General features: G+C 69.4%; 9 protein-coding genes. 6 read left to right on the plus strand and 3 right to left on the minus strand.

All coding sequences use genetic code 11. The annotated features are described in order from the left end of the window. Window positions 1-85: 85 nt before the first annotated feature. The 5 genes from CES90_RS32750 (at window position 86) to CES90_RS32770 (ending at window position 7,618) form a co-directional block, all read left to right on the plus strand. Window positions 86-877, plus strand: coding sequence for an ATP-binding cassette domain-containing protein (locus CES90_RS32750; RefSeq protein WP_189780507.1), 792 nt, complete (start codon window positions 86-88; stop codon window positions 875-877). Then, the gene (locus tag CES90_RS32755) at window positions 874-2,220 is read left to right on the plus strand and encodes a sugar ABC transporter permease (protein WP_189780506.1); all 1,347 of its coding nucleotides are present in this window, start codon (window positions 874-876) and stop codon (window positions 2,218-2,220) included. The genes CES90_RS32750 and CES90_RS32755 overlap by 4 nt, the downstream gene beginning before the upstream one ends. A gap of 163 nt (window positions 2,221-2,383) precedes the next feature. Beyond that, entirely contained in the window at window positions 2,384-4,303 is a 1,920-nt protein-coding gene (gene dxs / locus CES90_RS32760; protein ID WP_189780505.1) for a 1-deoxy-D-xylulose-5-phosphate synthase, read from the plus strand. Window positions 4,304-4,531: 228 nt separating this feature from the next. Continuing rightward, window positions 4,532-6,055, plus strand: a complete 1,524-nt coding sequence (locus tag CES90_RS32765; RefSeq protein WP_189780504.1) for an amino acid permease — start codon at window positions 4,532-4,534, stop codon at window positions 6,053-6,055. A 93-nt stretch (window positions 6,056-6,148) separates the two neighbouring features. Then, on the plus strand, window positions 6,149-7,618 hold the full coding sequence (locus tag CES90_RS32770) for a glycosyltransferase family 39 protein (RefSeq protein ID WP_189780503.1): 1,470 nt from the start codon (window positions 6,149-6,151) through the stop codon (window positions 7,616-7,618). 25 nt (window positions 7,619-7,643) lie between these two features. On the opposite strand, the gene CES90_RS32775 is transcribed toward CES90_RS32770, so the two are convergent. After that, a complete protein-coding gene (locus CES90_RS32775) occupies window positions 7,644-8,012 on the minus strand; it encodes an NYN domain-containing protein (protein WP_189780502.1) in 369 nt (122 codons plus the stop codon). Window positions 8,013-8,097: 85 nt separating this feature from the next. Here CES90_RS32775 and galE point away from each other — a divergent pair, with 85 nt between their 5' ends. Then, window positions 8,098-9,090: a UDP-glucose 4-epimerase GalE gene (gene galE / locus CES90_RS32780; protein ID WP_189780501.1), complete on the plus strand. Its 993-nt coding sequence runs from the start codon at window positions 8,098-8,100 to the stop codon at window positions 9,088-9,090. 78 nt (window positions 9,091-9,168) lie between these two features. Here galE and CES90_RS32785 read toward each other — a convergent pair whose 3' ends face one another. After that, entirely contained in the window at window positions 9,169-11,298 is a 2,130-nt protein-coding gene (locus tag CES90_RS32785; protein WP_189780500.1) for a 3-hydroxyacyl-CoA dehydrogenase NAD-binding domain-containing protein, read from the minus strand. Continuing rightward, the gene (locus CES90_RS32790) at window positions 11,295-12,512 is read right to left on the minus strand and encodes a thiolase family protein (RefSeq protein WP_189780499.1); all 1,218 of its coding nucleotides are present in this window, start codon (window positions 12,510-12,512) and stop codon (window positions 11,295-11,297) included. The genes CES90_RS32785 and CES90_RS32790 overlap by 4 nt, the downstream gene beginning before the upstream one ends.

The following is a 12,512-nucleotide window of genomic DNA, read 5'->3' on the forward strand; positions in this document are numbered from 1 at the left end:
GCCTTCGGGCCTCGCCTCGGGCCTCGCATAAACCTCCGCGCCTGATTCCAAGCGCGGCATCCCCGCCGGTCAGGCGGCGAAGGAGATGGTTCACGTGTCCGCTACGCCCGTGCTGGCGTTGCGCGGAGTCTCCAAGCGATTCGGTGCGGTGCAGGCACTCACCGACGTCGATCTGGAGGTCCACGCCGGAGAAGTGGTCGCCCTGGTGGGCGACAACGGCGCAGGTAAGTCCACCCTGGTCAAGACGATCGCGGGTGTCCACCCCATCGATGACGGCGTCATCGAGTGGGAGGGCAACGCCGTCAAGATCAACAAGCCGCACGACGCCCAGGGACTCGGCGTCGCGACGGTCTACCAGGACCTCGCGCTCTGCGACAACCTCGACGTCGTGGGCAACCTCTACCTCGGTCGCGAACTGCTGCACCGGGGCGTCATCGACGAGGTGACGATGGAGCAGAAGGCCCGCGAGCTGCTGTCCACGCTCTCCATCCGCATCCCGAGCGTGCGCATCCCGATCGCCAGCCTCTCCGGCGGTCAGCGACAGGTCGTCGCCATCGCCCGCGCCCTGATCGGCGACCCCAAGGTCGTCATCCTCGACGAGCCCACCGCCGCGCTGGGCGTCGAGCAGACCGCGCAGGTCCTCGACCTGGTCGAGCGGCTGCGCGAGCGTGACCTCGGCGTCATCCTCATCAGCCACAACATGGCCGACGTCAAGGCGGTCGCGGACACCGTGGCCGTGCTGCGCCTGGGCAAGAACAACGGCTCCTTCTCCGTGAAGGACACCAGCCACGAAGAGATCATCGCCGCCATCACGGGCGCCACGGACAACGCCGTGACCCGTCGTGCGGGGCGTCGCACCGCGGAGGCGGCAAAGTGAGCGACACGTCCAAGACCGTGAAGAGCGACACCAATGAGGCCGAGAAGGCCAAGGGCGTCGTGGAGGGCCAGACCACCGTCGCCCCCGCCGACGACCCCACGGCCGCCCCGGTGGCCGTCGTCGACCCGCGGCTGCTGGTCCGTGAAGAGGGCTTCAAGGGCTACGTCACCGAGTTCAAGCGCAAGGTCAAGGGCGGTGAGCTGGGCTCGCTGCCGGTCTTCATCGGCCTGATCGTCATCTGGACGATCTTCCAGCTGCAGAACGACCGTTTCCTCAGTGCCGACAACCTCTCGAACATCAGCTACTTCCTGTCGGCCACCGGCATGCTCGCCATCGGCCTGGTGTTCGTGCTGCTGCTCGGCGAGATCGATCTGTCGGTGGGTTCGGTCAGCGGTCTGGCCTCCACCCTGTTCGCCGTGTTCGTGGTGAACAACGGCATGAACGCCTGGCTGTCGCTGGTGCTGGCGATCCTCACCGGCCTCGGTATCGGCGCGCTGCACGGCTGGTTCTTCGCCAGGATCGGCGTACCGGCGTTCGTCGTCACCCTGGCCGGCTTCCTCGGCTGGAACGGTCTGATGCTGTGGCTGCTGGGCGACAGCGGCACGATCAACATCCCGTCCGACACGGGTCCGGTCCATCTGCTCGGCCAGAGTTCCTTCTTCATGGACCAGGCCATCATCGGCGCGTACATGCTGGCCGGCCTCGCCGTCGTGCTCACCGCCGTCGGCAACTTCAACGAGCAGCGCCGCCGCCGGGCCGCGGGGGTGCCGTTCCGGCCGACCAGCGAGATCCTGCTGCGCGTCGGCGCGCTCGCCGTCGCGTCCTTCGCCGCCGCCGCCGTGCTCAACGACTCGGCCGGTGTCTCCAACGCGCTGGTGATCTTCCTGGCGGCGCTGGTGATCGTGGACTTCGTGCTGCGTCGTACGACCTACGGCCGCAAGGTGTTCGCGGTCGGTGGCGGCATCGAGGCCGCGCGCCGCGCCGGTATCAACGTGCCGATGATCCGGATCACCGTGTTCGCCATCTCCGGTGGGTTCGCGGCGGTCGGCGGTATGTTCTTCGCCGGTCAGACCGCGAGTGCGACGCTTTCCGCCGGTGGCGGTAACACGCTGATGCTCGCGATCGCCGCGGCGGTCATCGGCGGTACGAGCCTCTTCGGTGGACGGGGTTCGGTGTGGTCCGCGCTGCTCGGCATGTTGGTGATCCAGTCGATTCAGACCGGTCTTGACCTGCTGAACATGAACACGTCGATCCAGTACATGATCACTGGGGCGGTTCTGCTGGGTGCGGTCGTCATCGACTCCGTCTCCCGTAAGAGCCAGAAGGCGGCCGGGCGCGCCTAACCGCCATTGGGGCGCGGGTTGTTCCGCGTGTGCCGGTCTCTTGTGGCCGGTCGCGCAGTTCCCCGTGCCCCTTTGGTGTGCCCGGGGATTGGCCCTGTGCGCGGAAGATTAGACTTCGACGAGCCCGGAAACGCTCGAAACGCACTACCGCAAGGAGGCACGGGTGCCGCTGCTGACCCGCATCAGGGGACCGCGCGATCTGGACCGGCTCAGCCTGGAGCAGCTGGACCAGTTGGCGGAGGAGATCCGGACCTTCCTCGTGGAGGCGGTGTCCAAGACCGGCGGTCACCTCGGACCGAACCTCGGCGTGGTCGAGCTCACCATCGCGCTGCACCGCGTCTTCGACTCGCCGAAGGACAAGGTGCTGTGGGACACGGGCCACCAGTCCTACGTTCACAAGCTGCTCACCGGCCGTCAGGACTTCTCCAAGCTGAAGATGAAGGGCGGCCTGTCCGGCTACCCCTCGCAGGCCGAGTCCGAGCACGACGTCATCGAGAACAGCCACGCGTCGACGGTCCTCGGGTGGGCCGACGGGCTCGCGAAGGCCAACCAGGTGCTCAAACGCGACGACCATGTGGTCGCCGTGATCGGTGACGGCGCGCTGACCGGCGGTATGGCCTGGGAGGCGCTCAACAACATCGCCGAGGCCAAGGACCGCCCGCTGGTCATCGTGGTCAACGACAACGAGCGGTCGTACGCCCCGACCATCGGCGGCCTCGCGAACCATCTGGCCACGCTGCGGACCACCGACGGGTACGAGCGGTTCCTCGCCCGCACCAAGGAGATCCTCGACCGCACCCCGGTCGTCGGCAAGCCGCTCTTCGACACCCTGCACGGCGCCAAGAAGGGGCTGAAGGACTTCATCGCCCCCCAGGGCATGTTCGAGGACCTGGGGCTCAAGTACGTCGGGCCGATCGACGGGCACGACATCGAGGCCCTGGAGTCCGCGCTGTCCCGCGCCAAGCGGTTCGGCGGTCCCGTCATCGTGCACTGCCTCACCGAGAAGGGCCGCGGCTACCAGCCCGCCCTCCAGGACGAGGCGGACCGCTTCCACGCCGTCGGCAAGATCCACCCCGACACGGGCCTGCCGATCGCCTCCTCCGGCGCCGACTGGACCTCCGTCTTCGGCGAGGAGATGGTCAAGCTCGGCAAGGAGCGCGAGGACATCGTCGCCATCACGGCGGCCATGCTCCAGCCGGTCGGCCTCGACAAGTTCGCCAAGGTCTTCCCCGAGCGGGTGTACGACGTGGGCATCGCCGAGCAGCACGCTGCCGTGTCGGCGGCGGGACTCGCCACGGGCGGCCTGCATCCGGTGTTCGCGGTGTATGCGACATTCCTCAATCGTGCCTTCGACCAGGTCCTCATGGATGTCGCCCTCCACAAGTGCGGTGTGACTTTCGTACTGGACCGGGCCGGTGTCACCGGTACCGACGGTGCCTCGCACAACGGCATGTGGGACATGTCGATCCTCCAGGTCGTGCCGGGGCTCCGGCTCGCCGCACCGCGTGACGCCGAGCAGGTGCGCGCCCAGCTGCGCGAGGCCGTCGAGGTCACGGACGCGCCGACCGTGGTCCGCTTCTCCAAGGGCGCCGTCGGCCCCGCCGTACCCGCCGTGGGCCGGATCGGCGGCATGGACGTGCTGCGGGAGCCGGGTACCGACAACCCGGACGTGCTGCTCGTCTCCGTGGGCGCCCTCGCCCCGATGTGCCTGGAGATCGCCGACCTGCTCGACAAGCAGGGCATCACCACCACCGTCGTCGACCCGCGCTGGGTCAAGCCCGTCGACGAGCACATGGCCCCGCTCGCCGACAAGCACCGCGTGGTCGTCACCGTGGAGGACAACTCCCGGGTCGGCGGCGTCGGTTCGGCGATCGCGCAGGCGCTGCGCGACGCGGGCGTCGACATCCCGCTGCGTGACTTCGGCATCCCGCCGCGCTTCCTCGACCACGCCTCCCGCGCCGAGGTCCTGGCCGAGATCGGGCTCACCGCCCCCGACATCGCCCGCCAGGTCACCGGGCTCGTCTCCAAGCTCGACGGCCGGTTCGACGACACCGCGGTCGAGGCGGAGCCGGCGCGCGACTGACGTAGCCGATGCGTGCCTGACGTACGAAGCCGATGCGCGACTGACGTACGAAGCCGAGTCCGAACGGGCCGGTCTCCCCATCCGTAACGGATGGGGAGACCGGCCCATTCGCGTGAAACCGCCCGCGCCGGGGCATACGCTCCCCCAGTCTCGGCTGCGCTCGACCGGGGGGACCCCCATCGCCCCCTCTCGATCATGTCGAGGACGACAAGCGTGGGAGGTACGCCTGTGAGCAGCACACTCTTCCGGACGAAGAAGGTCGAGCAGTCCATCCTCGATACCGAGGAGCCAGAGCACGCGCTCAAGAAATCCTTGTCCGCGCTCGATCTGACGGTCTTCGGCGTCGGTGTCATCATCGGCACCGGCATCTTCGTCCTCACCGGCACGGTCGCCAAGAACAACGCCGGCCCGGCCGTAGCCCTCGCCTTCGTCGTGGCCGGGGTCGTCTGCGCGCTCGCCGCCCTGTGCTACGCCGAGTTCGCGTCCACGGTCCCGGTCGCCGGATCCGCGTACACCTTCTCGTACGCCTCGCTCGGTGAGCTGCCCGCCTGGATCATCGGCTGGGACCTGGTGCTGGAGTTCGCGCTGGGGACGGCGGTGGTGGCGGTCGGCTGGTCCGGCTACATCCATTCGCTGATGGACAACGCGGGCTGGGACATGCCGGCGGCGCTCGGCCCCAGGGAAGGGACCGGTGACTTCGGCTTCGACATCCTCGCCGCCGCGCTCGTGCTGGTCCTCACCGGCATCCTCGTGCTCGGCACGAAGCTCTCCGCGCGCGTCACCTCGCTCGTCGTCGCCATCAAGGTGACGGTCGTTCTCACCGTGATCATCGCGGGCGCCTTCTTCATCAAAGGCGACAACTACGACCCGTTCATACCGAAGGCGCAGGAGGTACCGGCGGGCGAGAGCCTCCAGTCCCCGCTCATCCAGCTGATATTCGGCTGGGCGCCCTCCAACTTCGGGGTGATGGGCATCTTCACCGCCGCCTCCGTCGTCTTCTTCGCCTTCATAGGCTTCGACGTCGTCGCCACGGCCGCCGAGGAGACCAGGAACCCGCAACGCGACATGCCCCGAGGCATCCTCGGCTCCCTGTTCATCTGCACCGCCCTGTACGTGGCCGTGTCGATCGTCGTGACCGGTATGCAGCACTACACCGAGCTGTCCGTGAGCGCGCCGCTCGCCGACGCCTTCAAGGCCACCGGGCATCCCTGGTTCGCGGGCTTCATCAGCTTCGGCGCCGCCGTCGGCCTGACGACGGTCTGCATGATCCTGCTGCTCGGCCAGACCCGCGTCTTCTTCGCGATGAGCCGCGACGGACTGCTGCCCCGCTTCTTCTCCCATGTCCACCCGAGGTTCAAGACCCCGCACCGGCCGACCATTCTGCTCGGCGTGGTCATCGCGGTCCTCGCCGGCTTCACTCCGCTGAGCGAACTCGCCGCCCTGGTGAACATCGGCACCCTGTTCGCCTTCGTGGTCGTCGCGATCGGCGTGATCATCCTCCGCAGGACCCGCCCCGATCTGCACCGGGCGTTCCGCACCCCGTGGGTGCCGGTCATTCCGATCCTGTCGGTGCTCGCCTCGCTGTGGCTGATGCTCAACCTGCCCGCCGAGACCTGGCTGCGCTTCGCCGGCTGGATGGCCGCCGGCTTCGTCGTCTACTTCCTCTACGGCTATTCGCACAGTCGCCTGGGACGCCACGAGGAGACCACGGTGGGCGAGGTCCTCAAGCCGCCGGGGCGTGACGAACGGTAGTCGACCTTCGGTCGAGCGTTTGATTTCTCTGAACTCTCCGGCCCCGTATGTTCCGCTTCAGGCGGGTATACGGGGCCGGATAGCGTGCCGCTCATGCTCGTCACGCTCCTCGTGCCGTCACGCTCCGCGCCCGGGCGGCCGGGGGCCGACTACTGGAGACGGCTGCTCCCGGTGCTCGCCGCGCTGGCCTGCGTCACCCGGATCCCGTCCTTCGTCCCGCCGCTGTGGAACCCGGACGAGGGCTATCTCGCCGTACAGGCACGGCTGTTGGCGGACGGCGGAGAGTTGTACGAGACGGTCGTGGACCGCAAGCCGCCGCTGGTGCCGTGGCTGTACGCGGCGTCGTTCGCGGTGTTCGGCGACGACTCGCTGACCCCGGTACGGGTGCTCGCGACCGGCGCGCAGCTGGTGACCGCCGTCCTGCTGGCCTCGCTGGCCCGGCGCCGCTGGGGTGACAGGGAGGGGCGTACGGCGGGTGTCCTGTATCTGCTGACGTCCATCGGGCTCAACCCGGAGGACGCCCAGGCCGCGCTCTTCGAGGTCTTCATACTGCCCTTCACGGCCTGCGCGATGTGGTGCGCGGACCGGCGCCGGTGGAGTGCGGCGGGTGTGGCGCTCGGCTGCGCGTTCCTGGCCAAGCAGACGGGCGGGGCGGTGCTGATGCCGGTGCTCTGGCTGCTGTACCGGTCCGGTGCGCACCGAAGTGGCGTGGTACGGCTGGGAGTCGGCGCCGTCGTGCCGGTCCTGGGCGCGGCGGCACTCACCGACCCCGCCGGGTTCCTGTTCTGGACCGTGACCGGATCCGGCGCGTACGCCTCCTTCACCGGGTCCGAACTCCACGTATTGGCAAGGGCGTTGACCAACACCGCGATTCTGGGCGTGGCGTGTGCGGGGCTGATCCCGCCGGTGGTGCGGGTACTGCGGACCGCCACCCGCACCGGCTCGGTGGACCTGTGGCTGTGGCTCGGCTCGTCGGCGCTGGCGGTGGCTCTCGGCTTCCACTTCTTCGGCCACTACTACCTGCAACTCGTCCCGCCCGTAGCGCTGTTGGGCACTTCCGCCCTGCGAAACCCGCCGGGCGAGAGGTGGGCGAGAGCTCTTCTCGTCTCCGGCTGCTGCGGTGCGCTCTTCCTGGCCTGGGGCCTGCTCGCACCCCGCCCCGAACTCGCCCACGCACACCGCCTCGCCGCCGAGATCGCCCGCCGCACGGCACCCGCCGACCGGGTCCTGGTCTGGGGCATACACCCGGAGACGTACTGGCTCGCCGACCGCCACCCGGCCACCCGCTATCTGACCGCCGGCCTGCTCACCAACTACAGCGGAGGCCGGGACGGACCACAGGTGGGGGAGCGGTACGGGGTGGAGGGCGCCTGGAAGATCTTCCGGGATGAGATGGCGAGCCGGCCACCGGCCCTGGTCGTGGACGACTCACGCGACAAGCCGTACGCCCCGGAAAGGATGCCGTCACTGCGGCGGATCCTGGCCGGCGGGTACGAGGAGGCCGGGAGGCTGGACGGGGCGGTGCTGTACGTCCGCGCGGGGGACGGGTTCGGTCAGGATTGACCGGAGTACCGGCCCGAGCGGTCTCTCAGGGCTGACCGCTCACCGTGCGCGGGCCCGCCACCTCGGCGCCCAACTCCTCTACTCTTCGACGGAGTTCACGGTCGGCGGTGATGACGAGGCAGGGTCGGTCGTGGCCCTCCTCGGCGACCAGTTCGACGATGCGGTCGTCGCCGCTGCGGGGCGCCGGGGCCACCCGTACGCCCGGCACGGGCTCCACGCCCCGCGCCGCGCCCTCGACGACGAGCACGATCTCCACGGTGTCGGACCGGCCCGGGATCCCGTCGCGGGCGAGCCGGTCGCGCAGCCGTTCCGCCGCGCCGCGCCGGTCGCGCCACCAGCCGTCGGGGACGGACCCGATGACGTTGGCGGCGTCGATGATCACGAGTGTCGTCATGGGTCCCTATTGTCGTCCCTGTCGCGCGGACCTCTCGTAGGGCCGGCGAAGTCGATCTCCACGAAGTGGTTCGTAGTATGAAGCCATGACGTGGCTGATCACAGGCGGAGCGGGGTTCATCGGGGCGCACGTCGTGCGCGCGATGCTGGACGCGGGCGAGCGGGTCGCGGTGTACGACGACCTGTCCACCGGCGACCCCGGCCGCGTCCCGCGCGGCGTGCCCTTCGTGAAGGGTTCCGTGCTGGACGGCGAACCGCTCCGCCGTACCCTCGCCGACCTGGGGATCGAGGGTGTGGTCCATCTCGCCGCGAAGAAGCAGGTCGCCGAGTCGGTCGCACGGCCGCTGCACTACTACCGCGAGAACGTCCAGGGCCTCGCCACCCTCCTCGAAGCGGCCGCCGACACCGGCGTACGGAACTTCCTCTTCTCCTCCTCGGCCGCCGTGTACGGCATGCCCGACGTGAACCTGGTGACCGAGGACACGCCCTGCGCCCCGATCAACCCCTACGGCGAGACCAAGCTGGCGGGCGAGTGGCTGGTGCGCGCCGCCGGCCGCGCGCACGGCATGCGGACCGCCTCGCTGCGCTACTTCAACGTGGCGGGCGCCGCCGACGAACTCCTCGCGGACACCGGGGTCTTCAACCTGATCCCGATGGTGTTCGAGAAGCTCACCGAGGGCGCCGCGCCGGTGATCTTCGGCGACGACTACGACACCCCGGACGGCACGTGCGTACGGGACTTCATCCACGTCGAGGACATCGCCTCCGCCCACCTGGCCGCCGCCCGCGCCCTCACCGGCCGCGAGCCCGGCAGCGACCTGACGGTCAACATCGGACGCGGCGAGGGCGTCTCCGTACGCGAGATGATCGAACTGATCGGCGAGGTCACCGGTTACGGTCCGGCCGCGGCCCCGGTGTCCGCCCCCCGCAGGCCCGGCGATCCGGCCCGCGTGGTCGCCGCCGCGGACCGCATCCGCGAGGAACTCGGCTGGTCGGCGCGGTACGACGTCCGCGCGATGGTGACCTCGGCCTGGGCGGGGTGGTGCGCGCGGCATCCGGGGGCGTTGCGCGGGGCGTAGGTCCGGCCGTGAACGCATGAAGCGGAAGAGGGCCTCCGCCCGAAAGCGGAGGCCCTCTTCATCTGGGCATCACGGCCGTTACGCCGGAACCGAAGCCACGCCCGGCTCCAGGAACTTCTTGCCGTTCACCCGCTCGCTGACGCCCTCGCGGTCCAGGTACGGCGTGATGCCGCCCAGGTGGAAGGGCCAGCCGGCGCCGGTGATCAGGCAGAGGTCGATGTCCTGGGCCTCGGCGACGACACCCTCGTCGAGCATGAGCCCGATCTCCTGGGCGACGGCGTCGAGGACGCGGGCCCGCACCTGCTCCTCGGTCAGGACGACATCGCCCTGCTTGAGGAGCGCGGCGACCTCGGGGTCGAGCTCCGGCTTGCCGGAGTCATAGACGTAGAAGCCGCGCTTGCCGGCCTCGACGACGGCCTTGAGGTTGGGGGAGACCTTGAAGCGGTCCGGGAAGGCGCCGCCCAGGGTCTCGGAGACGTGCAGACCGATGGCGGGGCCGACCAGCTCCAGCAGGACCAGCGGCGACATCGGCAGACCCAGCGGCTCGACCGCCTTCTCCGCCACGTCGACCGGCGTGCCCTCGTCGATGACGTTCTGGATCTCGCCCATGAAGCGGGTGAGGATGCGGTTGACGACGAACGCCGGGGCGTCCTTCACCAGGACCGCGGTCTTCTTCAGCTTCTTGGCGACGGCGAAGGCCGTGGCGAGTGAGGCGTCGTCGGTCGCCTCGCCCCGGACGATCTCCAGGAGCGGCAGGATCGCGACCGGGTTGAAGAAGTGGAAGCCGACGACCCGCTCGGGGTTCTTCAGCTTCGACGCCATCTCGGTGACCGAGAGGGACGAGGTGTTGGTGGCGAGGATCGCGTGCGCCGGGGCGACCGCCTCGACCTCCGCGAACACCTGCTGCTTGACCCCGATCTCCTCGAACACGGCCTCGATGACGAAGTCCGCGTCCGCGAAGCCCTCGGCCTTGTCCAGGACACCGGTGACCAGGGCCTTCAGGCGGTTGGCCTTGTCCTGGTTGATACGGCCCTTGCCGAGCAGCTTGTCGATCTCGGCGTGGACGTAGCCCACACCCTTGTCGACGCGCTCCTGGTCGATGTCGGTCAGCACGACCGGCACCTCCAGGCGGCGGAGGAAGAGAAGGGCGAGCTGGGAGGCCATCAGACCGGCGCCGACGACACCCACCTTGGTGACCGGGCGGGCCAGGTTCTTGTCCGGCGCGCCCGCCGGGCGCTTGCCGCGCTTCTGCACCAGGTTGAAGGCGTAGATGCCGGCGCGCAGCTCGCCACCCATGATCAGGTCGGCGAGGGCCACGTCCTCGGCGTCGTAGCCCTGCTGGAGGTCGCCGTTCTTGGCGGCGGCGATGATGTCCAGCGCGCGGTACGCGGCCGGGGCCGCCCCGTGCACCTTGCCGTCCGCGATGAACCGGCCGCGCGCGACGGCCTGGTCCCAGGCCTCACCGCGGTCGATGACCGGACGCTCGACCTCGACGTCACCCTTCAGGACGTTCGCCGTCCAGACCAGCGACTGCTCCAGGAAGTCAGCGCCCTCGAAGATCGCGTCCGCGATGCCGAGCTCGAAGACCTGCTGGCCCTTGAGCTGCTTGTTCTGGTTGAGCGAGTTCTCGACGATGACCGTGACGGCCTTGTCGGCGCCGATCAGGTTGGGCAGCAGCGTGCAGCCGCCCCAGCCCGGGACGAGACCGAGGAAGACCTCGGGCAGCGAGAACGCCGGGAGCGCCTTGGAGACGGTCCGGTAGGTGCAGTGCAGACCGACCTCGACACCGCCGCCCATCGCGGCACCGTTGTAGTACGCGAAGGTCGGGACCGCGAGGGCGGCCAGCCGCTTGAAGACCTCGTGGCCGCCCTTGCCGATGGCGAGCGCGTGCTCGTGCTCCTTGAGCAGCTCGACGCCCTTGAGGTCGGCGCCGACGGCGAAGATGAACGGCTTGCCGGTGACACCGACACCGACGATCTCGCCGGCCGCGGCCTCCTTCTCGACCTGGTCGATGGCGGTGTTCAGGTTCGCCAGCGACGCCGGGCCGAAGGTGGTCGGCTTGGTGTGGTCGAAGCCGTTGTCCAGCGTGATCAGGGCGAAGCGCCCGGCCCCGAACGGCAGGTCGAGGTGGCGTACGTGCGCGGACGTCACGACCTCGTCGGGGAACAGCTCGGCCGCGCCCTTCAAAAGCTCAGCGGTGGTGCTCACTTGTCCCCCTCGAAGTGCGGGTTCTCCCAGACGACGGTCGCGCCCATGCCGAAGCCGACGCACATGGTGGTCAGGCCGTAGCGGACGTGTGGCTGCTCCTCGAACTGACGGGCCAGCTGCGTCATCAGCCGGACACCGGAGGAGGCCAGCGGGTGGCCGAAGGCGATGGCGCCGCCGTACTGGTTGACGCGCGCGTCGTCGTCGGCGATGCCGTAGTGCTCCAGGAAGGCCAGGACCTGGACGGCGAAGGCCTCGTTGATCTCGAACAGGCCGATGTCGTCGATCGACAGCCCCGCCTTGGCGAGGGCCTTCTCGGTCGCCGGGATCGGGCCGTAGCCCATGACCTCCGGCTCGACGCCCGCGAAGGCGTACGACACGAGGCGCATCTTGACCGGCAGGTCGTTCTCGCGGGCGAAGTCCTCGCTCGCGATGATCGAAGCCGTCGCGCCGTCGTTCAGACCGGCCGCGTTACCGGCGGTGACCCGCCCGTGCACACGGAACGGCGTCTTCAGGCCCGCGAGGTTGTCGATGGTCGTACCCGGACGCATCGGCTCGTCGGCGGTGACCAGACCCCAGCCGGTCTCACCGGCCTCGGCGTTGGTGCGGCGCACCGAGATCGGCACCAGGTCCTGCTGGATCTTGCCGTTGGCGTACGCCTTGGCGGCCTTCTCCTGCGAGCGCACGGCGTATTCGTCGGCGCGCTGCTTGGTGATCGTCGGGTAGCGGTCGTGCAGGTTCTCGGCGGTCATGCCCATGAACAGCGCGGACTCGTCGACCAGCTTCTCGCTCACGAACCGCGGGTTCGGGTCCACGCCCTCGCCCATCGGGTGGCGGCCCATGTGCTCGACACCACCGGCGATGACGGCGTCGTAGGCACCGAAGGCGATGGAACCGGCGGTGGTGGTGACGGCGGTCAGCGCGCCCGCGCACATCCGGTCGATGGAGTAACCGGGAACGGACTGCGGCAGCCCGGCGAGGATGCCGGCCGTACGACCGAGGGTGAGCCCCTGGTCACCGATCTGCGTGGTCGCGGCGATGGCGACCTCGTCGATCTGCTTCGGGTCGAGACCGGGGTTGCGGCGCAGCAGCTCCCGGATCGCCTTCACGACGAGGTCGTCGGCGCGGGTCTCGTGGTAGATGCCCTTCGGGCCCGCCTTGCCGAACGGGGTGCGGACGCCGTCGACGAAGACGACGTCCCTGACGGTACGAGGCAC

The organism is Streptomyces capitiformicae (assembly GCF_002214185.1).
Lineage (GTDB): Bacteria > Actinomycetota > Actinomycetes > Streptomycetales > Streptomycetaceae > Streptomyces > Streptomyces capitiformicae.